We start from the raw sequence: 23027 nt of genomic DNA on the forward strand, positions 1-23027 counted from the left end.
CGACCATCAGGAACCTCAGCGGACGGCGAGGATGACGTCGATCGTCGCGTCGAGGAGCGCGTCGACCTGCTCCTCGCGGTAGCCACCGCGCTGCATCCGGAAGGCTGCCGAGCGGAGCTGCTCCGCGGTGAGCGCATCGCCGTCACGCAGATAGCGAACGATCCTCGTCGACACGTGGTCGACCTCGTCTATGCGGTACCCGAAGGTCAGCACGCCGGTGCGAGCGAATCGATGACGACGGGGTCTGGCGAGGTGGTCGAGGATGACCTGCGCGTCGGCTCTCGCCTGATCGACCCAGGCGCCCGCTCCCTGCGTGCGCACCACGCGCTCGCGCTCGCGAGCCGCGAACGCGTCTTCCACGCGGCCGAGCGCTGCGTCGACGTCAGCGACCACATAGCCGCCCTTCACGAGCGGGAACGAGGCGATGCGGACCTCTTCCGCACTCAGCTCGTCGCCTCCTGACTCGAAGGAACGCCGAGCAGAGGCGAGGAAGGTGTCGACCGCGGCGCGATGGTAACCGCGCTCACGCCCGGTGGTCAGCGCGAATGCCGGCTGTGCCGTCGTCGTCGCCTGTTCGTCGAGCCGTCCTTCATTCATCACAGCACCACCCAGGGGGAAAGCAGGAAATACAGCCCGAGGGCAGGGATGGTCGACGGCAGGATGCTGTCCAGCCGATCGAGGAGTCCGCCGTGGCCGGGCAGCCAGGAACTCATGTCCTTGATGCCGAGGTCACGCTTGAGCATGGACTCGCCGAGATCCCCGAGCGTCGCGGAGAGAAGGATGGATGCGCCGAAGATCAAGCCCGCCCACCAGGGAAGCTCCAGCAGGAAGATCGCGAGCAGCACTCCGGCGATCAGAGAAGCGGCGACAGCGCCACCGAATCCTTCCCAGGTCTTCTTCGGGCTGATCTTCGGTGCCATCGGATGGCGACCGAACGCCAGCCCCGCGGCATACGCCCCCGTGTCGGCGGCGACGGCGATGGCGATGAAACTGAGCACCCACCACTGACCGCCCTCCTGCTCCAGCAGGATGAGGGCGACCCCGGCGAGGAACGGCACATAGACCTGCACGAATCCGCTGATCACGGCGTCGGTCAGCACATCTCCGTAGGTGCGACCGTCTTTCACGACCATCTGCGCGATCAGGCGCCAGACGACCACGAAGGCGACCGCGACGAACAGCATCACCCAGCAGAGCCAGGGCTCCGCGAAGTACGCAGAGAGAACGAGGAAGGCCGCAGCGATCAACTGCGGTACGACGTCGATCCGTCTGCCGGCAGCGCGCAGCGCCCGAGAGAGCTCATACACGCCCAGCAGCGCCGCGGCGAGGGCGAACGGCACGAAGAGCGCCTTGACGAACAACAGCGATGCCAGCAGGGCAGCGCCGAACGCGAGCCCGATCAGGATCGCGAGGATGAGGTCGCGTCCCGTGCGCTGCTTGATCCGCTCATTGGCCTGATCGAGCTGATCACGTGCGTGCGAGACATGGCTGCCGATCTCGTCCCGTGCGGCACGCCACTGCTCGCGGATCGCATTGTGGTCGGCCGTGTCCAGTGGCCCGACGGGCCCCTGCGCTGTGTTCTCCGGCGTCACCGGGAGCGGCGGCCGAGGCGGAATGGCGGCCGCATCGAACGAAGGAAACGCCGCGTCCACGAGCGGGATGCCGTCGGCCGGCGCACCGCCACGCGCGTCCCGGCGCGTCGGTGGCGTGCCGTCATCGGCGTCTCGCGTTCCGTCAGACATCCCGACTACACCTCGAGGAGTTCGGCCTCTTTGCGCTTCAGCGCGTCGTCGATGAGGTCGACGTGCTGACGCGTCAGACCGTCGAGCTCTTTCTCGCCACGGACGATCTCGTCTTCACCGAGCTCGCTCTTGAGCGCATCCAGCTCATCCTTCGCCTTACGACGAATACCGCGGACATGTACCTTCGCGTCCTCGGCCTTGGTCTTGACCAGCTTGACGTACTCCTTGCGGCGCTCGGCCGTGAGCTCGGGCATCGTGACGCGGACGAGGTTGCCGTCGTTCGTGGGATTAACTCCGAGGTTCGGCATGTCCCGGATGGCCTGCTCGATGGCCTTGAGCGCCGACTTGTCGTACGGCGTGATGATGAGGGTGCGCGCCTCCTGGTTCGCCAGCGAAGCGAGCTGCCCGATCGGGGTCGGCGTCCCGTAGTAGTCCACGAGGACCTTCTGGAACATCTGCGGGTTCGCACGACCGGTGCGCACCGTGGAGAAGTCCTCCTTGGCAGCTTCGACCGCCCGGTTCATACGAGTGGTGGTTTCAGCGAGGACGTCCGCGATCACGGTGACTCCTATCGTCGGGGTGTTCTGCAAATTCTATCGGGCGAAGGCTTCTCCGCCGTGTCACACGCTCAAGCGGTGACGAGGGTGCCGATGGCCTCTCCGAGCAGGGCGCGGGTCACATTGCCGGCCGGCTCCATACCGAACACTCGCATGTCCATGCTGTTGTCCATGCACAGGCTGAACGCGGTGGAGTCCACGACCTTGAGTCCACGCTGCAGCGCATCACGGTAGGTGACCTGCTCGATGCGTTCGGCGTCGGCGTGCTTGTGGGGATCGGCCGTGTAGATCGCATCCACGCCGTTCTTGGCGACGAGCACCTCGTCCGCTCCGATCTCGAGCGCGCGTTGTGCTGCCACGGTATCGGTGGAGAAGTACGGGAGCCCGGCGCCGGCGCCGAAGATGACGACCCGCCCCTTCTCAAGGTGGCGCTCCGCACGACGGGGGATGTAGGGCTCGGCGACCTGGGTCATCGAGATGGCCGACTGCACGCGGGTCGCGGCTCCGGCCTGCTCGAGGAAGTCCTGCAGGGCGAGAGCGTTCATGACGGTGCCGAGCATCCCCATGTAGTCGGCGCGCCCGCGGTCCATGCCGCGCTGGCTGAGTTCGGCACCGCGGAAGAAGTTGCCGCCACCGACGACGATCGCGACCTCCACGCGGTCGACGGCCGCCGCGATGTCCCGGGCGATCTGGGAGACCACGTCGGGGCTGACACCCAGCTGTCCTGCTCCGAAGGCCTCGCCGGAGAGTTTGAGAAGGACGCGACGGCGTCCGGTGCGTTCAGTCATGGGTGGGTGTCCTCTCGTCCCGATTCAAGATAGTGCCTCGTGGGCATGAAGAAGGGGTTCGGATCATGGCGATCCGAACCCCTTCGACGTAGCTACGCGCCGACCTTGAAGCGCGCGAAGTCCGTCACGGTGATACCGGCGTCCTTCGCCACCTGGGCGACAGAGAGCTTGTTGTCCTTCGCGTAGTCCTGCTCAAGCAGGGCGACCTGCTTGATGAAAGCAGAAACACGGCCTTCGACGATCTTCGGCAGAGCCGCTTCCGGCTTTCCCTCGTTGCGGGAGATCTCGGTGACGATCTCACGCTCCTTCTCGACGGCATCCGCCGGCACGTCCTCGCGGGACAGGTAGGACGGGTTCGCGAACGAGATGTGCTGCGCGATGCTGCGCGCGGTCTCGGCGTCATCGCCCGAGTAGGCGACGACGACACCGATCTGCGGTGGCAGGTCCTTGCTGGTGCGGTGCAGGTAGACCTCGACCTTGTCGCCGGAGATCGTGCGCACGCGGCGCAGCTCGACCTTCTCGCCGATGATCGCAGCCTCTTCCGAGATGACCTGTTCGACGCTCTTGTCACCGGCGGATGCGGCGAGGGCGGCGTCGACCGAGTCGGCCTTCACCGCTGCGGCAGCGTCGGCGACCTTGTCCGCGAGTGCGATGAACCGCTCGTTCTTCGCGACGAAGTCCGTCTCGCAGGCGAGCTCGATGAGCGTCACAGCACCGTCCTGCTCGCGGGCGACGATGAGGCCCTCGCTGGTCGAACGGTCAGCGCGCTTCGCGTTGCCCTTCGCACCCTTCAGGCGCAGGATCTCGGTGGCCTTCGCGACGTCTCCGTCGGCCTCCTCGAGCGCCTTCTTGGTGTCGACCATTCCGGTGCCGAGCTGCTCGCGCAGCGCCTTCAGATCAGCGATGGTGAAGTTGGCCATGTGTGGTGGCTCCTTGCTTCGTTAGAGGTGTGTACGAGGGATTACTTGGCGTCAGCGGCCTCGGCGGCGATCGCCTCGTCGTGCGCCTCGGCACCGGCCTTGTCGGCAGCGGTCTCGTCGGCAGCAGGAGTCTCGACGACGGCAGCGTCCTCCGCGGGGGCGACCTCAGCGGCGTCAGCCGACTCCTGAACGTTCTCAGCCGGAGCTTCGAGGAGCTCCTTCTCCCAGTCGGCGAGCGGCTCGGCGTCACCGGTCTCCGGGTTGTGCTTCTGCTGCAGGCCCTCGGCTGCGGCGTCGGCGATGATGCGGGTCAGCAGCGAGACGGAGCGGATCGCGTCGTCGTTGCCGGGGATCGGGTACTGGAAGTCGTCCGGGTCCGCGTTGGTGTCGAGGATGCCGATCACGGGGATGCCGAGCTTCTTGGCCTCGTCGATCGCGAGGTGCTCGCGCTTGGCGTCGATGACCCACAGAGCCGACGGCGTCTTGGTGAGGTTGCGGATACCGCCGAGCGACTTGTGCAGCTTGTCGAGCTCACGCTTCTTGAGCAGGAGCTCCTTCTTGGTGAAGCCGCTGTTCGCCGGCGTCTCGTAGTCGAGCTCCTCGAGCTCCTTCATACGTGCGAGACGCTTCGAGATCGTGGAGAAGTTCGTGAGGAGTCCACCGAGCCAGCGCTGGTTGACGAAGGGCTGGCCCACGCGGGTCGCCTGCTCGGCGAGGATCTCCTGCGCCTGCTTCTTCGTGCCGACGAAGAGGATGGTGCCGCCGTGCGCGACCGTCTCCTTGACGAAGTCGTAGGCCTTGTCGATGTAGCCGAGCGACTGCTGAAGATCGATGATGTGGATACCGCTGCGCTCCGTGAGGATGAAGCGCTTGACCTTCGGGTTCCACCGACGGGTCTGGTGTCCGAAGTGCACGCCGCTGTCGAGCAGCTGGCGGATGGTGACCACAGCCATGGTCGTCTCCTGGTTCTGGCACGGTTCCGTGCCGTTGAGGTTGTCAAGCCGATCGGATGATCGGACTTCCTGGTGCCCGGCACGCACCCTCCCCCTCGAGAGAAGGACCTATGGGTGTCGATGCCGCGATGGAATCGCTCTGGGCACGCGTAGTCACCCCGATATCGAGGTGCCCCTCCAGCATACAGGATGCCGTGGAGTCACCGTCTCTGCACCGACGCAGTCCTGTGCGAGTTGATCACGGGCGCCATCCACTTTGCGGCGATCCAGATCAATGACCGCAGCCAGGCGGCAGGATCCCTCTCATGAGGCTTCACTCTCGCGTCAGGTCCGGCTCCGCGATCGGACTCGCACTCCTCCTCCTGCTCGTTTCGCAGGGAGCGACCGGCACCGCGGAAGCCGCAGATCTCCCCCGGTGGCGCTGGCCTCTCTCCGGCACGCCGACGGTGGTCGAGCCTTTTCGTGCTCCTGCGCACGAATACGGCGCGGGGCATCGCGGCGTCGACCTGGCTTCGTCGGTCGGCGCTGTCGCGGTCGCTCCTGCGGAAGGGATCGTGGCGTTTCGCGGCACCGTCGTCGATCGCCCGCTGCTCACGATCGCGCATGCCGATGGTTTCGTGACGACGTTCGAGCCTCTTCGCTCATCGCTCGATCCCGGCGATCCGGTGTCGACCGGCCAGGAGATCGGAACAGTCGATACCGGCGGACACGCGCCGGCGGGCACGCTCCACGTCGGTGTGAGACGGAATGGCGGATACCTCAACCCGCTCCTGCTCTTCGGCGAGATCCCGCGGTCGATCCTGCTCCCCTGCTGCGCACCGCTCTGACGCGAAGACACGGTGTTCTCAGAGTGCGACGGTCACGCACGGGGGTGCGCCAGCCGATAGGTGGCGGTCAGGCGCTCCGCCGAGACGTGGGTGTAGATCTGGGTGGTGCCGAGGCTCGCGTGACCGAGGATCTCCTGCACGGCGCGCAGGTCGGCTCCGCCATCGAGGAGGTGCGTGGCGGCCGTGTGACGGAGCGCATGTGGACCGATCGTCTCGGCACCGACCACCGGCGCCAGCACGCGTGCGACGAGCTCGTACACCGTTCGTGGTCCGACCCGGGCCCCCCGGCTCCCGAGCATCGCTGCGGGACTGAAGGTGCGTGCTCGGGCGGCCAGGACCGGCCTCCCACGACGGAGATAGGCGTCCAACGCGTCTCGTGCGGGAACGCCGAAGGGGACGACTCGTTCTTTGGCCCCCTTGCCGAGCACCCGCGCAGTCGCTCGGTCGAGGTCGAGGTCGTCGATGTCGAGCCCGCACAGCTCGGAGACCCGCATACCGGATCCGTAGAGGAGCTCGAGGGCCGCGTGATCCCGGAGGTCGATCGGGTCGCCCGCCGCGGCGTTGTCGCGATACTCATCGAGCAGACCGGTCATCGCCTCGCGCGACGCGACGGTGGGAAGAGTGCGGCCCCTCTTCGGGCTGACCAGACGAAGGCTCGGGTCCTGGGAGACGAGTTCCTGTTCCTGCGCCCACCGGAAGAACGACCGCGCCGCCGCGGAACGACGCGCGAGGGTGGATCGCGCATCGCCTCGTTGCGTCGCGTGCCAGAGCCAGTCCCGGAGCGCGTCGAGGTCGACGTCTTCGATCTGGATGCCGCCGACGGATGCCGCCAGATCCCGAAGGTCGGAACGGTAGGCCCTCACGGTCGCCGGCGACAGCCGACGCACCCGTTCCAGGTGATCGGCGAACGCCTCGGTGGCGACCGTGAGTTCCATGCCCTCCACTCTGCCCCTGCCGTGGGCCCGAGATCTGGAGCCTCGCCGCGACGTCGAGCTGACCGTCATCCGCTTCGCGGACGGGGTACCCGCCGCCAGCCTGCTCCGTCGGCATCGACGTCGCCCTCCAGGTGGAGCAGCCCGAGAAGTGACCGCACCCGTTCGGGAGACAATCCGGCGCGTCGGGAGATCTCCTCGACGGACAGCACCGACCTCGTGGTGAGGGCATCGAGCACCCGCGTCCCGTCCGGGTGTTCGACTGTGCGCGCTGACTGCGCGCCGTCGAGCTGCCCCCAGAGCTCCCGGACCTCCTGCGCCGAAGTGACGCACTGCGCGTCGTACTCTCGCAGCAGACGATGGCACCCCGCGGAGGACGAGGAGGTCACCGGTCCCGGCACAGCGCCGAGTGGACGACCGAGTGCCGCCGCGTGGCCCGCAGTGTTCAGGGATCCGCTTCGCCGCCCGGCTTCGACGACGACGGTCGCCTGACCGAGCGCGGCGATGAGCCGATTGCGTGCGAGGAAGCGCCACTTCGTCGGGGCGGTGCCGCACGGTGGCTCGCTCACCACGGCCCCGTGCTCGGCGATCTGCTGCAACAGTCGCTGATGACCGCTGGGATAGGCACGATCCACTCCGCCGGCGAGGAAGGCGATGGTCTCTCCACCGACCCCGAGAGCGGCCCGATGCGCCGCCCCGTCGATGCCGTATGCGCCCCCGGACACGATGACCGCTCCCGTCGCCGCGAGGTCCCCAGCGAGCTCGGCGGCCACCTGCTCCCCGTAGGCGCTCGAGGCGCGCGCACCGACCATGGACACCCGTGGGTCCGCGGTGAGCAGTTCGGCTCGCCCGCGCACCCACAGTGCGTTCGGCGCATGCGGTCCGAGGTCATCGAGGGGTTCCGGCCACTGCGGATCGCCGGGGATAACCAATCGCGCATCGACGGCGAGTGCCGCGAGGAATGCCGCTCGCACGGCCTCTCGCCGCAGCCGAGGTCGCCACCTCGCCTGCGCGTCTCGAAGCGCACGGAAACCGATCTCACCGGTGTCGTCCGTGAAAGGCGACCGGCTTCGACCTCCCGCCACGACGGAAAGCGAATCCACCGCTCCGAGAGCCCCGATGAGTGCGCCTGCGACCGCGTCTCCCGGCTCGGCGATCACCGTCCATGCCGCTCGCGCCACACAGTCCGCCACATCATCGCCCCCATGTATGCGGCGGGCGGCAGCCACGATCTCGGCGTCTTCGAGCAGGGCGGGCATCATTTCGGCAGTCCTCTGCGAAGGTGCAGCGCACGCCCGATCTCGTCCGCGCCGGGTTGATCGAGCGCGGCCAGATCGGCCATCGTCCACGCGACCCTCAATACCCGGTCGTACCCGCGCAGAGTCAGAAGACCGCGCTCCAGCGCCCTGTCGAGCGGAGAGCGCGTTGCAGCGGGCAGACGCAGGGCACCCTGACGGAGCCAGGCTCCCGGCACGTCCGCGTTGCGTGTCCACGGGCTGCTCCGCCACCGATGCGCTGCCCGCTCCCTGGCGGCTTGCACTCGGACGCGCGCCTGGGCCGTCGTCGTCGCTCCTCCCGCCTCGCCCATCGCACGGGATGCCGCGACGCGGCCCACCTGGAGATCGATGTCGACACGGTCGCGGAGCGGTCCGGACAACCGAGTGGAGTATCGGCGGATCGACATCGGCGGGCAGATGCACTCGCCCCCTCTCACACCGTAGTTTCCGCACGGGCAAGGGTTCATCGCGAGCAACAGCTGGAACTTCGCGGGGAACTTCGCCGTGAAGCCCGCACGGTGGACTTCGATCGCGCCGGACTCGAGTGGCTGGCGCAAGGCGTCGAGAGCCACCCGCGAGAACTCCGCGGCCTCGTCGAGGAAGAGCACCCCACCGTGCGCTCGCGCGATCGATCCGGGTCGCGCCGTCCGCGATCCGCCCCCGACCAGAGCTGCAACCGAGGCACTGTGGTGCGGTGCCTCCAACGGCGGAACGCGATCGAGAGCAGCAACGGATTCGCCGCTGAGAGATCGGATGGACGCGACCTCGAGTGCCTCCTGTTCATCCAGCAAAGGCATGATTCCCGGCAGTCTGCGAGCGAGCATCGTCTTTCCTGCTCCCGGCGGACCGCTCAGCAGCATGTGGTGTCCACCGGCTGCCGCGACCATGAGTGCCTCCACCGCCTCCCCCTGACCGACGACATCGCGCAGATCGAGCATCGGGTGATCCTCCACCGGCACCACCGCGGGCTCCACCGCGTCCACGTCCGGCACCTCGACGTCGGCACCGTGCCAGACGGCGACCTCTGCGAGCGAGCTCGCTGCACGCACCTCGATCCCCGGCACCAATCTCGCCTCGGACTCGTTACCACGCGGCACGATCACCGTCTCGAAACCGGCGCGTGCCGCGGCGAAGACCGCCGGGAGGACACCGGGAACAGGGCGGATCCGACCGTCGAGTCCGAGCTCGCCGATATGCACCGTCGCGGCGATCGATCGTGACGCGAGCGCCCCGCCTGACGCCAGCGCGGCCATGGCGATCCCGAGGTCGAACCCTGAGCCGTGCTTCGGAAGGCTCGCCGGTGACAGGTTCACGGTGAGACGCCGCCGAGGGAGGTCGAGACTCGCGTTCTTGCACGCGTTGTGGACTCGCTGAACGGCCTCGCCGAGGGACTTGTCCGGCAAGCCGATGATGCGAAACTCCGGCGTCTGGTTCGACAGGTCGGCCTCGACCTCGACGAGATGCCCATCGACACCGGTGAGCGCCACCGCCCACGTGCGCGCTGTGCTCATGCGATGTCCACGAGGTGCTCGAGTGTCCCGTGTGCCGGGTCAGCGCCCACGATCCCGATGACTTCGAGCCGCATGGCCCTCCCCCGTGTCGCGTCGGGGTTCTCGACGGCCCACGCGCTCGCGAGTTGCCACAGCCGCCGTCGCTTTCGCGCATCGATCGCCTCAAAAGGGTGCCCGAAGGCGACCGTTCGCCGCGTCTTGACCTCCACGATCGCCAAGTACCGTCCGAATGCGGCGACGATATCGATCTCTCCTTGCGCGCACCGCCAGTTCCGCGCGAGAACGGTGTACCCGTTCCCCGTCAGATGCCGCGCGGCGCGCTCTTCTCCGGCTCTGCCGAGTTCATCCTTCGATGCCATGGACTCAGCATCACGCGACGCTCGCGTCGCCTGGCTCGATACGGCCCCGATGGCCCGAGCGCTGGGGACAACTCACGCGTGAGGCAGCGTGTGGAGGAGTTCGCCGCGCGAGTGCGGCACCGGCGTCACTCGCCGTCGAGCGACAGCTCCTGCGGGAGCTCGAACTCACGACGCTGCAGCTCTTCGACGTTCACGTCTTTGAAAGTGAGGACTCGCACGGCCTTCACGAATCGGTCAGCACGGTAGATGTCCCACACCCACACGTCCGTCATCGAGATCTCGAAGTAGAAGTCGTGTTCGCTGTCGCGTCGCACGACGTTGACCTCGTTGGCCAGATAGAAGCGACGTTCGGTCTCGACCACGTACTGGAACTGCGACACCACGTCCCGATACTCCCGGAACAGGGCCAGCTCGAGTTCGCGGTCGTAGTCGTCGAAGGCTTCCTCATCCATGATGTGTCCATCCTAGAGTCGCGGGCCCTGGACCGCGGCATCGCAGCGCTCAGAACAGCGTCGGCACGTCCGCGATCGCCCACGAAGCCCGATGGAACGGAGACAGACCGTGGCTGCGTATCGCATCACGATGCTCGGGACTCGCGTAGCCCTTGTTCCGGTTCCACTGGTATGCGGAATGAGCCTCGTGGAGCTCGGCCATGTAGCCGTCACGCGCGACCTTCGCGATCACGGACGCTGCGGAGACCGAAGCACAGTCACGGTCGGCCTTGATCACCGGACGGACACGCAGCGGCACCGGATGTGCTTTGGAGACGTAGTCATGGTTGCCGTCGAGCAGGATGAGCGCCTCCTCGACAGGCGCGCCCTGATCGACGATCGACTGGACGGCCCGTGAGGCCGCGAGTCCGAGAGCGGACATGATGCCGACCTCATCGACCTCTTTCGCCGTGGCCCAGCCGACTGCGGATGCTTGCACCCAGGCGGCGGCCCGCTCCGCGATTTCCGGGCGTCTTCTCTCCGTCACGAGCTTGGAATCGCGAAGCCCTTCGGGGACGCGTCGACGAACACCGGCGGCATCCATCATCGCAGCGCCGACGGCGACAGGACCCGCGAGCGCCCCCCTACCGACCTCGTCGAGCGAGATGATCAGCTCGCACTCGCCCAGGAGCCGCCGCTCGAGAGTCAGTTTCGGCGTGACAACGGTCATTCGGGATCCGGAACGCCGTTGAAGAGGTCGTGGTGTCCGTCGATGGGGCCGATCCTGTTCAACGGCCACGTGGTGAGGAACGCCTTGCCCACGATGTTCTCCATCGGCACGAAGCCTCCGCTGGGAAGGTCCTGGTGTGCCCGAGCATCACGGGAGCGGTCACGGTTGTCTCCGAGCAGCCAGACCGAATCCTCCGGCACCACGACGTCGAACGGCTCGTTCGACGCGGCCGTATCGCCATCCGGCAGATTGAGGTAGCTCAGTTCGTCGATCGGAGCACCGTTTATCGTGATCTGCCCCAGCGCGTTGCAGCAGACCACGTGATCCCCCGGAAGACCGATCAGCCGCTTCACGAGATGATCCTGTGAATCGCTCGCGGAGATTCCGACGAAGTTCAGCACCCAATCGACGGCCTGGACCAGAGGGGGCTGAGCAGGGGTCTGCGGTTGAGGATCGAGCCACCCGCCCGGGTCCTTGAAGACGACCACGTCACCGCGCTCGTACGCCGTCCACCGTGGGGTGAGCTCGTCGACGAGGATCCGGTCCTTCACGAGAAGCGTGCGTTCCATCGAGGCCGACGGGATGTAGAAGGACCGCACGACGAAGGTCTTGACGACGAACGACACCAGTGCGGCGATGACGATGATCACCAGCACGTCGCGCAGGAAGACCAGGAACCCGCGGCGGCGTCTGGCCGTGCGCGCGGACGAGGATTCAGTCATCAGGTTCCTTCACGATCATGCACCGTCGTGCGGCGACGCTATCTAGGTTCGCACACCGGGGAGAGAACGAAGCACCCCGGGACATCGTGTCCCGGGGTGCTGCGGAGATGCTGCGACTCAGCGGTCGCGCTTCTCCTTGATCTTCGCCTTCTTGCCACGCAGCTGGCGGAGGTAGTAGAGCTTCGCGCGACGCACGTCACCGCGGGTGACGACCTCGATGTGGTCGATCACCGGGGAGTGCACCGGGAAGGTACGCTCGACGCCGACCTGGAAGCTGATCTTGCGGACCGTGAAGGTCTCGCGCACGCTGTCGCCCTGGCGTCCGATGACGACGCCCTGGAAGACCTGGATGCGGGAACGGTTGCCCTCGGTGATGTTGACGTGCACCTTGACGGTGTCACCGGGGAAGAAGTCCGGGATGTCCGAACGGAGGGAAGCCGCGTCGACGGCGTCGAGGATCTGCATGATCGTCTCTCTCTGCACCCGCCACAGGTCGCATGCATGTATTCAAAGGAACAAGAAAAGGGATGAACTGTACGGAGCTGACGCGTCCGCGGGCTCCCCTGTGGCAGAGCCGGTCACAGCACAAACACTCATTCTGCCATGGAAGACGTGCTCGGCCAAAACCGCGCCGTCAGTCGCGACCGTCGGTCTCCCGCACCACGATCACCTCGTGCGCTCTGGTCGGAGGTGTCTGTTCGTCGGCGGTCGGGATCGTCGACCAGGTGATGGTCTCGCGCAACCGCGCGCCGCTGCCCCTGGCCTCCTGCCACAACTGCCACACCTGGAGCCAGACGAATGCGATGCCGACCACGATCGCGCCGGTGAGCAACCAGGGGAACAGTCCCTCGATGAAGAACCCGACCGCGATCGTCAGACCGTGCCAGAGCGTGAAGCCGGCAACATCCCACCACGAGACCGCTCGCTCGATACGAACGGAAGGACGCGAGCGCGTCAGGAGCGTGAGCAGGAGCTGCCCGAGGAATACGGACGGCATCGCGATGAGCAGCACCCAGAGGATCGCCCAGCCACCCTGGAAGACGCCCCAGCCGATGAGGAGCCACAGCGGCAGCAGGAACGCCGCCGGAAGAAGCCAGCGGAAGAACGCCCGTCGCAACCACATGCTCAGATCGTACGACGCGCCGCGCACCCGCGCCCTGATGTTCGCTGAGAGCGGTCGGAGATCTCGGGGTATCGGATCAGGGAGAATGGAGATGACGAGAGGACAACCGATGATCGAACTGCGCACCCCTGCCGAGATCGACGAGATGCGCGCCGCAGGACGTTTCGTCGCCGAAACCCTGGCGACGTTGCGCGATGAGACCAAGGTCGGGACGAATCTCCTCTCGATCGACCGTCGCGCGCACGAGATGATCCGCAGGGCCGGAGCGGAGTCCTGCTACATCGACTACCACCCGTCGTTCGGTGCGAGCCCATTCGGCAAGGTCATCTGCACGTCCGTCAACGACGCCGTGCTGCATGGACTCCCCCACGACTACGCCCTGCGCGACGGCGACCTCGTGACCCTCGACTTCGCTGTGGCCGTCGACGGCTGGGTCGCCGATTCCGCGGTGTCCTTCGCCGTCGGCACCGCACGCGATGAGGATCTGCGACTCATCGACACGACCGAGCGCGCGCTGGCGGCAGCCATCGAGACCGCCACCGTGGGCAATCGCATCGGAGACATCTCCGCAGCCGTCGCGGACGTCGCGCGCGGTGAGGGGTACTCGATCAACACCGACTTCGGCGGCCACGGCGTCGGTCGCACCATGCACGGGGATCCCCATGTGCCGAACGACGGCCGCGCGGGCCGCGGCTTCCCCCTGCGCGCCGGACTCGTCCTCGCCCTGGAACCCTGGTTCCTCGCAACGACCGACGAGCTGGTGACCGACCCGGACGGATGGACCCTGCGCAGCGCCGACGGGTCCCGCGGTGCGCACTCCGAGCACACGATCGCGGTGACCGAGAACGGACCGATCGTGTTGACGGACAGGTCTTTCCTCGGCGTCGACTGAGCGGGAGTGCTGTGCCATCCTGAGTCCATGATTCCCCAGGATCGTCACGTCCCCGAGCATCTGTTCCTCGCCCGGCATGGACGCACGACCTGGAATGTCGAGCACCGCCTGCAGGGACAGCTGGATTCCCCTTTGACGGACGACGGGGTGGCGCAGGCTCGCACCGCCGCGGAGCGCTTGCGAGGCGCCGGAGTGCTGACGGTGTGCTCGAGTCCACTGGGGAGAGCCAGACAGACCGCGACCATCATCGCCGAGCGGATCGGCGCAGAGCTGATCGAGGTCCCTGACCTCGCGGAGATCGACCACGGCGAGCTCGCGGGGATGACCTGGGACGAGGTCGACCAGGCGTATCCCTCCCTTCGGGAAGAGCGCGCAGCGAACCGCTACGGCTGGGCGTTCCCCGGTGGGGAGAGCTATGCCCAGGCGCGCGTGCGCGCCCGTCGAGCGCTCAGCGCATGTGGGTGGGCCGCCACAGGTGCCCCGCTCCTGGTGAGCCACGAGATGATCGGACGGATGCTGCGCGCAGAGCTGCGAGGACTCGACCCGGCCAACGCACTGGGCCTCCGCCATCCCCCCGGTGTCGTCCTGGAGATCATCCGCTCCACGGAACGCATGCTCTGAGCGGATGCCGTTCAGGACGCAGAGCTCTCCTCCGTCGACAGGAGATCGGGTCGACGGCGTCGGGTGCGATCCAGTTGCTGCTCGCGGCGCCAGGCGGCGATGGCGGCGTGATTGCCGCTCAGGAGAACGTCGGGCACGGATCGCTCGCGCCAGGATGCGGGCTTCGTGTACGAGGGATACTCCAGCAGGCCGTCCTCGTGCGACTCTTCGACGAGACTCTCCGGGTTGCCGACGACGCCGGGCAGGAGCCGTCCCACTGCCTCGATCATCGCCATCACGGCGACCTCTCCCCCGTTCAGCACGTAGTCCCCGAGGCTGATCAGACGCACCTCGCCGAGACCCGCGGCGTACTCGAAGACACGCTCGTCGATGCCTTCGTAGCGTCCGCAGCCGAACACGAGATGCCGACGCGTCGCGAGCTGTCTCGCCGTCTTCTGCGTGAACACCTCGCCAGCGGGCGAGGGGAAGATGATGGTGGGGCGGTCATCGTCGTTCGACTCCGACGCCTCCGTCAGCTCATCGAGAGCGAGTCCCCACGGCTCGGGCTTCATCACCATGCCGGCTCCGCCGCCGTACGGTGTGTCGTCGACCGTTCGGTGCCGATCCGACGTCCAATCCCGCAGATCCCGGATCCGGAGGTCGATGAGGCCGGATGCCTGCGCCTTGCCGAGCAGGGAGAGCGTCAGCCCGTCGAAGTAAGACGGGAAGATGGAGACGACGTCGATGCGCACGGGGGAACCGTAACAGCCGTCACTCTGCGGGTTCGGCGTCTGAGACCGCCCGCGGATGAGTGTCGCCGACGTCGGGCAGCTCCTCGAAGAGTCCCGCCGGCGGGGTCACGACGACGCGCCCTGCCGCGACGTCGACGGTCGGCACGATCGCCGAGACGAACGGCACCATGACCTCGCTCTCGCCGGACTTGACGATGAGGAGATCCTGGGCCGGGAAGTGCTCGACGCGGACGACCCGACCGATGACGATGTCGTCGCGGACGACGTCGAGACCCACGAGCTGATGGTCGAACCACGCGTCGTCCTCGACCTCGTCGACGTTCTGGTCGATCCAGAGGATCGCCTTGACGAGGCTCTCGGCCGCGTCGCGGTCCTCGACGTCTTGGAAGAAGACGACGGGGTTGCCGTTCATCACGCGATACTCACGAACGGTGATGTCTTTGCCGTGCCACGGAGATGCCTCTGGCACCTGCAACGTGAAGCTGGCCCCGGGAACGAATCGTCCCTCGGGGTTGTCGGTGTAGAGCTCGAGCTTGAGACCGCCCTTCAGTCCATGCGCCTTGACGAGACGCCCGACCCGGAGCTGGTTCTTGCCCTGGTTGCGGTCCTTCGACGCCACGTCAGTCGTCCGCGACATCGACGCGGACCCGACGGCCGTCGGCGAGAGCGCTGACGAGCGTACGAAGGGCCTTCGCGGTGCGGCCGCCGCGCCCGATCACGCGTCCACGGTCGTCGGGGTGCACGCGCACCTCGAGGAGCTCGCCTCGCGGCGATGTGGATTCGTTGATGCGGACATCCTCCGGGTGATCGACGATCCCCTTGACGATGTGTTCGAGCGCGGCGGCGAGCACGACGGATTACTCCGCGTCTGCGGCGGGGGCCTCAGCGGCCTCCGCGTCGGCCGCGGCGGGAGCCTCCTCAGCAGGAGCCTCTGCCTTCTTCTCGGCCTTGGGCTTGACGACGGACTTCTTGGACGCGTCGACCTCGAAGGGAGCCTTCGGCTCGGCGACCTTGAGCGTGGACTTCGCGTCCTTGTCGCCCTTGAACTTGCCCCAGTCACCCGTGATCTTGAGGATGGCGGCGACCTGCTCGGTCGGCTGCGCGCCGACGGAGAGCCAGTACTGCGCACGCTCGGAGTCGACCTCGATGAACGAGGGCTCCTCGGTGGGGTGGTACTTGCCGATCTCCTCGATCACGCGACCATCGCGCTTGGTCTTCGAGTCGGCGACGACGATGCGGTAGTACGGCGCACGGATCTTGCCCAGGCGCTTGAGACGGATTTTGACAGCCACGATTCTCCTGAATTGTGTGGAAGGAAACGAACTGATCGCCTGGAGAGTGGGGTGCACACCCGGCGGAAGCTCAAATGAGTGGTACCTGCTGGATAGAGGGTCGAGCAGGTGGTCCAGCCGTCCATTCTGCCAGATGCACACGCCTGGCGCGAAACGGGACGAAACGGCTGTTGTCGTGTCGCGTCACGGCCGTGCCAGACTGTGCGGGTGAAACTCGAGTTCGCCTCCTCGGCCCGCTCCACCGTCGGTCTCGAATGGGAGATCATGCTGGCGGACCCCGCAAGCGGTGACCTCGTCGGCCGCGCCCCCGAACTTCTGGCCGCGCTGGAGACGGAGAGCGTGGATGAGCGCCACACGGTCACGGGGGAACTGCTCACCAACACGATCGAGGTGACGAGCGGTATCGGCGACTCCGTCGCACACGCCGTCGACGACATCGCCAACGCGATCGCCTCCGTGCGTTCGGCCACGGACCCCGCCGGGATCGAGCTGTTGTCGGCAGGCAGCCACCCCTTCGCCCAGTGGTTCGATCAGGAGGTCTCCGACAAGTCGCGCTATCACACCCTGATCGAGCGCACCCAGTGGTGGGGCCGCAACATGATGATCTGGGGCATCCACGTACACATCGGAGTAGAGGACCACCGCAAGGTCTTTCCCCTCATCAATGCGCTCGCCGGCTACCTCCCCCACCTGCAAGCCCTGGCGGCGTCGAGTCCGTTCTGGGCGGGCGAGCGCACCGGCTACGCGTCGAACCGCGCGTTGGTCTTCCAGCAGTTGCCCACAGCCGGGCTCCCGTGGCCACTGCACGATTGGTCGCAGTTCGAGTCGTACCTCGAGGACATGGTCCGGACCGGTGTCATGGAAGATGCCACCGAGGTGCGCTGGGACATCCGCCCCGCCCCCCGCTGGGGCACGATCGAGATACGGGCATGCGACGGGCTGTCGACGCTCCCGGAGCTGGCCTCCGTCGCCGCGCTCGTCCAGGTCCTCGTCGAGCACTTCTCGCGGCGGCTGGACGATGGTGAGACTCTCCCCGCCCTTCCCGCCTGGTTCCATCGCGAGAACAAGTGGCGCGCAGCGCGCTACGGACTCGAGGCGCGCGTGATCGTAGACTCCGCCGGCACCCAACGCCCCGTGCGGGAGCACCTGACGGAGACGCTCGAAGCACTCGCCCCTGTCGCGGTGGAGTTGGGGTGCGGACGTGAGTTCGGCGGTATCGCGACCATCCTGGAGGGCGGCGCCAGCTACGCCCGACAACTCGCCGTCGCCGATGCTGCGGAGGGCGATCTCACCGCCGTGGTGCAGCATCTGATCCGCGAGTTCCGTTCCGGACCGGAATCGTCGACCGACGAGGACTGATCCCCCGGCGAGGGTCAATCCTCCACGAGACGTCGCGCGAGGCCTTCGTCGAGGACCACGTCCGTGATGAGCCCGGCGGCCAGAGCCGCCCGAAGGCTCACCAGCTTGGGGATACCGGAGACCACGCAGACCCGACGGGGGACACGGCGCAGGCGATCGAGCCCGGGGCCGGTCGCCCTCGCGTTGACGCGGATGTCCCGCCAGGAACCGTCCGAGCGGAAGAAGACCGTCGCCACGTCGCCGATCGCGTGGTCTTCGCGGAGGCTGCGGTAGTCGTCGCGCCCGAGGTACCCGCCGACGTACACCCGGCTCGGCACTTCCGCCGCGGGAGAGCCCAGGCTGAAGACGGCGACATCCATCTTCGCCTGGAGGTCCAGCACACGCCGCGTGCTCCGTTCCCGCCACATCGCCTCGCGTGTCGCCGGATCGTCGAAGAACGCGGGGACGGGGAACTGCTGCACCTGGGCGCCGAACGCACTGCCGAAGCGCTGCAGGATGTCGCTGGAGTACTCGACCCCGGTCGTCTGGGTGTTTCCGGCACCGTTGAGCTGCACGAACGTGGTGTTGTGCGTCTCCTTCTGCGTCAGGCCACGACTCACCGCGCTGATGGTCGAGCCCCAGGCGACCCCGATGACCATGTTCGAGTCGACGAACTGCGACAGCAGACGGCCCGCAGTGAGCGCCACACGCTCGAGCCGTTCGACTTCACTGAGGATCTCCGGCATCGGCACGACGTGTGCGGCAACACGGTGGCGGTCGCGGATGCGCTGTTCGAGCATCCCGAGCCGTTCGAGTGGCGAGTTGATGCGGATGTCCACCAGACCGCTCTCCCTGGCGAAGCTCAACAGGCGGGAGACGGAGGATCGGGAGGTGCCGAGTTCTTGCGCGATGACCTCCATCGTCTTGTCCTGCATGTAGTAGAGCTGCGCGGCGGTGAGCGCCGCGATCAGCTTGCTGTCGCGCGTTTCCGCGCCCTGACCGCCCATCATGACCTCCTCGCCCTCGATCCTTGCACATATGTGCAGTGGGCTTGCGCGAGATGCCACACAGGTCGATGCTGGTTGGCAAGTAAGGAAGCGAGGGTCGACGATGATCGATTCCACACACTCGTCTGCGGAGCGCGCCGAGGTCAGCGCCGTCCGCGAGTCCGGACGCACGAGCGTCCTCGTCATCGGTGGCGGGATCAACGGGATCTCCACCTTCCGTGATCTGGCCCTCCAGGGAGTGGACGTCGTCCTCGTCGAGCGCGGCGACTTCGCCTCCGGCGCGTCGTCCGCATCGAGCCACATGATCCATGGGGGGATCCGGTACCTCGAGAACGGCGAGTTCCGACTCGTGCGCGAGTCCGTAGAAGAGCGCAATGGACTGCTCAAGATCGCCCCGCACTACGTCAAGCCGCTCCAGACAACGATCCCGATCTACTCGACCTTCTCCGGCATCCTGTCCGCTCCCCTGCGCTTCCTCACCCACAAGAGCGGGAAGCCGCAAGAGCGCGGCGCGTTCCTCATCAAGGTCGGTCTCACGATCTACGACACGTTCTCGCGCGACGGCGGAACCGTCCCGCGACACCGCTTCCTCGGACGGAAGAAGTCGCTGGCCGAGCTTCCTTCACTCGACCCGCGGATCAAGTACACCGCAACCTACTACGACGCCTCCATGCACGACCCGGAGCGTCTCGCGCTCGATGTTCTCCAGGACGGACGGGCAGCCCACCCCGAGGCGCACGCGCTGAACTACGTCGAAGCGATCGCCCGCGACGGTGACAAGATCACGCTCCGCGACCGCGAGAGCGGAACCGAGTTCTCCGTGCAGGCCGACGTCGTCGTCAACGCCTCGGGGCCCTGGACGGACTTGACGAACGACGCGCTCGGCGAGGACACGAAGTACATGGGCGGCACGAAGGGTTCGCACATCGTGCTCGACCACCCCGAGCTGCTCGAGGCGACGCAGGGTCGTGAGATCTTCTTCGAGCACTCCGACGGCCGCATCGTCCTGATCTACCCGCTCAAGGGCCGGGTTCTGGTCGGCACGACCGACATCGATGCCGACCCGCGCGAGGTGCCGGTGTGCACCGAAGAGGAGGTCGACTACTTCTTCGACCTCATCCACCACGTCTTCCCGACGATCCCGGTGGCGCGCGACCAGATCGTCTACAAGTTCTCGGGCATCCGCCCGCTGCCGCGTCACGAGGACACGGCTCCCGGCTTCGTCTCGCGCGATTACCGCATCGAAGTCGACCAGAAGGGGCCGGTTCCGCTCGTGAGCCTCGTCGGCGGCAAGTGGACGACGTTCCGCGCGCTCGGCGAGTCGCTCTCCGATGTCGTGCTCGGCCTGCTCGGCCGTACCCGCACCGTTTCCACGGCCGGTCGAGCAATCGGTGGCGGCCGCGAGTTCCCGCGCACGGAGAAGGCGAAGCGCCTGTGGGTTCAGGAGAACCTCGCCGGTGCCGGCGCACGTGCCGACAGCCTCATCGCACGCTACGGCACCCGCGCCGCCCAGGTCTGGGAGTATGTCGAGCAGGGCACCGATGAGCCCCTCGCAAAGGGCGACCTCTCGACCCGCGAACTCGAATGGATGGTGCACAACGAGATGGTGAGTCGTCTCGAAGACGTGGTGCTGCGGCGCACCAGCATCGCCTTCACCGGAAATGCGGACGCCGAGGTCCTCGATGAGATCGCCGATGCGCTCGCCCCGATGCTCGGCTGGGACCGCTCGCGGCACGACGCCGAGCTGGACCAGACACGTCAGCTGCTCAACGAGCGGCACGGACTCGATATCCAGTCCCGCACCCGCGGCTGACTGGACTTCGGACAGCCGCCCTCCTCGCGGCGCAACCCCCATAACGTGTCGGGGCAGAGGGGCCTCGACACACAAGAAAGGTCAAAGAAGACATGGCTGATGTGAATCTCGGTCTCTACTTCCTCTCGGAGTTGGTCGGCACAGCGATGCTCGTCCTGCTCGGATGTGGTGTCGTGGCCAACGTGGCCCTTGCGAAGAACAAGGGCTTCGGTGGCGGCTTCCTGATGGTCAACTGGGGATGGGGCCTCGCGGTCTTCGCCGGTGTGCTCGTCTCCGCGTATTCCGGTGCGATCATCAACCCGGCTGTCGGCATCGGACTCTTCGTCGCCGGCAAGATCTCGTTCGTGATGTTCCTGACCGCAACGGCCGCTGAACTCCTCGGCGCGATCCTCGGCGCGATCGTCGTGTGGCTCGCCTACAAGCAGCACTTCGACGAGGAACCGGAGGCCGCCAACAAGCTCGGCGTCTTCTCGACCGGTCCCGCGATCCGCTCCTACGGGTGGAACCTCGTCACGGAGATCATCGGAACGTTCGTCCTCGTGTTCGTCATCTTCGCGTTCGCGGATTACGGTGACATCCAGGTCGGCACGCCCGGAGGCCTCGGACCGCTCACCGCCCTCCCGGTCGCACTGCTCGTGGTCGGTATCGGTGCATCGCTCGGTGGTCCGACCGGCTACGCGATCAACCCCGCCCGTGACCTCGGCCCGCGCATCGCGCACGCGATCCTGCCGATCAAGGGCAAGGGCACCAGCGACTGGTCCTACTCGTGGGTTCCGGTCGTCGGTCCGCTCATCGGTGGTGTGATCGCCGCACTCGCAGCCCCCGTGCTGCTCGGCCTCGCCGGCTGACCGACCCCTCATCCGCACTGGAATTCAAAGGAGAGCACAAGTGGCTGACTACATCATCGCCATCGACCAGGGAACCACGTCGAGCCGCGCGATCATCTTCGACAAGAAGGGCAGCATCGTCGCGACCGGGCAGAAGGAGCACGAACAGATCCTTCCGAAGGCAGGCTGGGTCGAGCACGACGCTGCAGAGATCTGGCGCAACGTACAAGAGGTCATCGGTTTGGCCCTGGGCCGCGCCGACCTGACGCGTCACGACATCGCGGCCGTCGGTATCACCAACCAGCGTGAGACCGCCGTCGTGTGGGACAAGAACACCGGCAAGCCGATCTACAACGCGATCGTCTGGCAGGACACCCGCACGCAGGAGATCGTCGACCGGCTGGCGGCCGACGGCGGTGTCGAGCGGTTCAAGCCGGTCGTCGGCCTGCCGCTCGCGACGTACTTCTCGGGGACCAAGATCGCGTGGATCCTGGAGAACGTCGAGGGCGCCCGCGAGAAGGCGGAGGCAGGCGACCTGCTCTTCGGCACCACCGACTGCTGGGTGCTGTGGAACCTGACGGGCGGCGCCGACGGCGGCGTGCACGCGACCGACGTCACCAATGCATCGCGCACGATGTTCATGGACCTCGAGACCCTCGAGTGGCGCGATGACATCCTGGAAGCCTTCGGTGTGCCGCGCTCGATGATGCCGCAGATCCGTTCCTCGTCCGAGGTGTACGGCACCGCGGAGAGCTCCTCGCTTCTGCGGGAGACGCCGATCGCCGGCATCCTCGGCGACCAGCAGGCCGCGACGTTCGGTCAGGCTGCCTTCCAGACCGGCGAGAGCAAGAACACCTACGGCACCGGGTGCTTCCTGATCTTCAACACGGGCGAGGAAGTCGTCCACTCGAAGAACGGGCTGCTCACCACCGTCGGCTACAAGCTCGGCGACGGGCCGACCCACTACGCACTCGAGGGATCGATCGCGGTCACAGGGTCGCTCATCCAATGGCTGCGGGACCAGCTCGGCATCATCTCCTCGGCCCCCGAGGTGGAGAAGCTGGCCGAGCAGGTCGAGGACAACGGCGGCGTGTACATCGTCCCCGCATTCTCAGGACTGTTCGCCCCCTACTGGCGTCCGGACGCCCGGGGAGCGATCGTCGGCCTCACCCGGTACGCGAACAAGAACCACATCGCGCGCGCCGCGCTGGAGGCCGTGGCCTTCCAGACTCGCGACGTGCTGGATGCGGTCAACGCCGATGCCGGAGTGGACCTGACGGAACTCAAGGTCGATGGCGGCATGGTCGCCAACGACGCGCTCATGCAGTTCCAGGCGGACGTCCTCGGTGTCCCGGTCGTGCGCCCCGTCGTGGCGGAGACCACGGCGCTCGGAGCGGCGTATGCGGCCGGTCTCGCGGTCGGGTTCTGGAACGGCCTGGATGACCTCTCCGCCAACTGGCAGGAGGACAAGCGCTGGGAGCCGTCGATGGATGAAGCCGAGCGCGACCGCCAGCTGCGGTTGTGGCGCAAGGCCGTCACGAAGTCCATGGACTGGGTCGACGAAGACGTCAAGTAACAGCGTCGAGTGGAGCGAAGCGGGTCCGGAGTTCAGCTCCGGACCCGATCGGAAGAGC

27 protein-coding genes are annotated in these 23027 nt (G+C 66.8%); 7 read left to right on the plus strand and 20 right to left on the minus strand.

Going from position 1 to position 23027, the window contains the following annotated elements; genetic code table 11:
- Positions 1-15: 15 nt before the first annotated feature.
- From LC041_RS11815 to rpsB, 6 genes are all read right to left on the minus strand, one after another.
- Entirely contained in the window at positions 16-597 is a 582-nt protein-coding gene (locus LC041_RS11815; RefSeq protein WP_226533319.1) for a DivIVA domain-containing protein, read from the minus strand.
- Positions 597-1742 carry a phosphatidate cytidylyltransferase gene (locus LC041_RS11820; protein WP_226533269.1) on the minus strand — a complete coding sequence of 382 codons (1146 nt, stop codon included), beginning with the start codon at positions 1740-1742 and terminating at the stop codon, positions 597-599. Before LC041_RS11820 ends, LC041_RS11815 begins: the two co-directional genes overlap by 1 nt.
- A 5-nt stretch (positions 1743-1747) precedes the next feature.
- Positions 1748-2302 (minus strand): ribosome recycling factor, encoded by a 555-nt coding sequence (gene frr, locus LC041_RS11825; RefSeq protein WP_226533270.1) that lies wholly within the window; start codon positions 2300-2302, stop codon positions 1748-1750.
- A gap of 68 nt (positions 2303-2370) precedes the next feature.
- Positions 2371-3087: a UMP kinase gene (pyrH, locus tag LC041_RS11830; RefSeq protein WP_047523364.1), complete on the minus strand. Its 717-nt coding sequence runs from the start codon at positions 3085-3087 to the stop codon at positions 2371-2373.
- A 92-nt stretch (positions 3088-3179) separates the two neighbouring features.
- Complete coding sequence (tsf, locus tag LC041_RS11835; protein ID WP_091036126.1) at positions 3180-4007, minus strand: translation elongation factor Ts; 828 nt, start codon at positions 4005-4007, stop codon at positions 3180-3182.
- 41 nt (positions 4008-4048) lie between these two features.
- The gene (gene rpsB, locus LC041_RS11840; RefSeq protein ID WP_226533271.1) at positions 4049-4960 is read right to left on the minus strand and encodes a 30S ribosomal protein S2; all 912 of its coding nucleotides are present in this window, start codon (positions 4958-4960) and stop codon (positions 4049-4051) included.
- 305 nt (positions 4961-5265) lie between these two features.
- Between rpsB and LC041_RS11845 the strand changes: the two genes are divergently transcribed.
- Positions 5266-5787: a murein hydrolase activator EnvC family protein gene (locus LC041_RS11845; protein ID WP_226533272.1), complete on the plus strand. Its 522-nt coding sequence runs from the start codon at positions 5266-5268 to the stop codon at positions 5785-5787.
- Between the two features lie 32 nt (positions 5788-5819).
- Here LC041_RS11845 and LC041_RS11850 read toward each other — a convergent pair whose 3' ends face one another.
- The 9 genes from LC041_RS11850 to LC041_RS11890 all read right to left on the minus strand — a co-directional run bounded on the left by LC041_RS11850 (position 5820) and on the right by LC041_RS11890 (position 12872).
- A complete protein-coding gene (locus tag LC041_RS11850) occupies positions 5820-6722 on the minus strand; it encodes a tyrosine recombinase XerC (protein WP_226533273.1) in 903 nt (300 codons plus the stop codon).
- Between the two features lie 65 nt (positions 6723-6787).
- Positions 6788-7981 (minus strand): DNA-processing protein DprA, encoded by a 1194-nt coding sequence (gene dprA, locus LC041_RS11855; RefSeq protein WP_226533274.1) that lies wholly within the window; start codon positions 7979-7981, stop codon positions 6788-6790.
- Positions 7978-9507, minus strand: a complete 1530-nt coding sequence (locus LC041_RS11860) for a YifB family Mg chelatase-like AAA ATPase (RefSeq protein ID WP_226533275.1) — start codon at positions 9505-9507, stop codon at positions 7978-7980. Before LC041_RS11860 ends, dprA begins: the two co-directional genes overlap by 4 nt.
- On the minus strand, positions 9504-9866 hold the full coding sequence (locus LC041_RS11865; RefSeq protein WP_226533276.1) for a YraN family protein: 363 nt from the start codon (positions 9864-9866) through the stop codon (positions 9504-9506). The genes LC041_RS11860 and LC041_RS11865 overlap by 4 nt, the downstream gene beginning before the upstream one ends.
- Before the next feature lie 125 nt (positions 9867-9991).
- Positions 9992-10318, minus strand: a complete 327-nt coding sequence (locus LC041_RS11870; protein WP_047523373.1) for a DUF2469 family protein — start codon at positions 10316-10318, stop codon at positions 9992-9994.
- A gap of 49 nt (positions 10319-10367) precedes the next feature.
- Positions 10368-11027 (minus strand): ribonuclease HII, encoded by a 660-nt coding sequence (locus LC041_RS11875; RefSeq protein ID WP_226533277.1) that lies wholly within the window; start codon positions 11025-11027, stop codon positions 10368-10370.
- The gene (lepB, locus tag LC041_RS11880; RefSeq protein ID WP_226533278.1) at positions 11024-11749 is read right to left on the minus strand and encodes a signal peptidase I; all 726 of its coding nucleotides are present in this window, start codon (positions 11747-11749) and stop codon (positions 11024-11026) included. Before lepB ends, LC041_RS11875 begins: the two co-directional genes overlap by 4 nt.
- A gap of 117 nt (positions 11750-11866) precedes the next feature.
- Positions 11867-12214 (minus strand): 50S ribosomal protein L19, encoded by a 348-nt coding sequence (gene rplS, locus LC041_RS11885; protein WP_045265383.1) that lies wholly within the window; start codon positions 12212-12214, stop codon positions 11867-11869.
- 169 nt (positions 12215-12383) lie between these two features.
- The gene (locus LC041_RS11890) at positions 12384-12872 is read right to left on the minus strand and encodes an MFS transporter permease (protein WP_226533279.1); all 489 of its coding nucleotides are present in this window, start codon (positions 12870-12872) and stop codon (positions 12384-12386) included.
- Positions 12873-12981: 109 nt separating this feature from the next.
- Here LC041_RS11890 and map point away from each other — a divergent pair, with 109 nt between their 5' ends.
- Together map and LC041_RS11900 are read left to right on the plus strand one after the other, a co-directional pair.
- Positions 12982-13764: a type I methionyl aminopeptidase gene (map, locus tag LC041_RS11895; protein WP_226533280.1), complete on the plus strand. Its 783-nt coding sequence runs from the start codon at positions 12982-12984 to the stop codon at positions 13762-13764.
- Positions 13765-13791: 27 nt separating this feature from the next.
- A complete protein-coding gene (locus tag LC041_RS11900; protein WP_226533281.1) occupies positions 13792-14385 on the plus strand; it encodes a histidine phosphatase family protein in 594 nt (197 codons plus the stop codon).
- 11 nt (positions 14386-14396) lie between these two features.
- Here LC041_RS11900 and trmD read toward each other — a convergent pair whose 3' ends face one another.
- The 4 genes from trmD to rpsP are packed head-to-tail and all read right to left on the minus strand — an operon-like array spanning position 14397 to position 16408.
- Complete coding sequence (gene trmD / locus LC041_RS11905) at positions 14397-15116, minus strand: tRNA (guanosine(37)-N1)-methyltransferase TrmD (protein WP_226533282.1); 720 nt, start codon at positions 15114-15116, stop codon at positions 14397-14399.
- Positions 15117-15135: 19 nt separating this feature from the next.
- Positions 15136-15753 carry a ribosome maturation factor RimM gene (gene rimM / locus LC041_RS11910; RefSeq protein WP_226533283.1) on the minus strand — a complete coding sequence of 206 codons (618 nt, stop codon included), beginning with the start codon at positions 15751-15753 and terminating at the stop codon, positions 15136-15138.
- Positions 15737-15967: an RNA-binding protein gene (locus LC041_RS11915; protein ID WP_226533284.1), complete on the minus strand. Its 231-nt coding sequence runs from the start codon at positions 15965-15967 to the stop codon at positions 15737-15739. Before LC041_RS11915 ends, rimM begins: the two co-directional genes overlap by 17 nt.
- Before the next feature lie 6 nt (positions 15968-15973).
- Positions 15974-16408 (minus strand): 30S ribosomal protein S16, encoded by a 435-nt coding sequence (gene rpsP, locus LC041_RS11920; RefSeq protein ID WP_047523381.1) that lies wholly within the window; start codon positions 16406-16408, stop codon positions 15974-15976.
- Between the two features lie 207 nt (positions 16409-16615).
- On the opposite strand from rpsP, the gene LC041_RS11925 reads away from it, so the two are divergent.
- Positions 16616-17767, plus strand: coding sequence for a glutamate--cysteine ligase (locus LC041_RS11925; protein ID WP_226533285.1), 1152 nt, complete (start codon positions 16616-16618; stop codon positions 17765-17767).
- Between the two features lie 14 nt (positions 17768-17781).
- Here LC041_RS11925 and LC041_RS11930 read toward each other — a convergent pair whose 3' ends face one another.
- Entirely contained in the window at positions 17782-18753 is a 972-nt protein-coding gene (locus LC041_RS11930; protein WP_374197673.1) for a sugar-binding transcriptional regulator, read from the minus strand.
- Positions 18754-18856: 103 nt separating this feature from the next.
- Between LC041_RS11930 and LC041_RS11935 the strand changes: the two genes are divergently transcribed.
- The 3 genes from LC041_RS11935 (at position 18857) to glpK (ending at position 22969) form a co-directional block, all read left to right on the plus strand.
- Positions 18857-20566, plus strand: coding sequence for a glycerol-3-phosphate dehydrogenase/oxidase (locus LC041_RS11935; RefSeq protein ID WP_226533287.1), 1710 nt, complete (start codon positions 18857-18859; stop codon positions 20564-20566).
- A 92-nt stretch (positions 20567-20658) separates the two neighbouring features.
- Positions 20659-21414, plus strand: a complete 756-nt coding sequence (locus LC041_RS11940; protein ID WP_226533288.1) for an MIP/aquaporin family protein — start codon at positions 20659-20661, stop codon at positions 21412-21414.
- A gap of 40 nt (positions 21415-21454) precedes the next feature.
- The gene (gene glpK / locus LC041_RS11945; RefSeq protein ID WP_226533289.1) at positions 21455-22969 is read left to right on the plus strand and encodes a glycerol kinase GlpK; all 1515 of its coding nucleotides are present in this window, start codon (positions 21455-21457) and stop codon (positions 22967-22969) included.
- Positions 22970-23027: the final 58 nt, after the last annotated feature.

The organism is Microbacterium paraoxydans, assembly GCF_020524545.1.
Lineage (GTDB): Bacteria > Actinomycetota > Actinomycetes > Actinomycetales > Microbacteriaceae > Microbacterium > Microbacterium paraoxydans_C.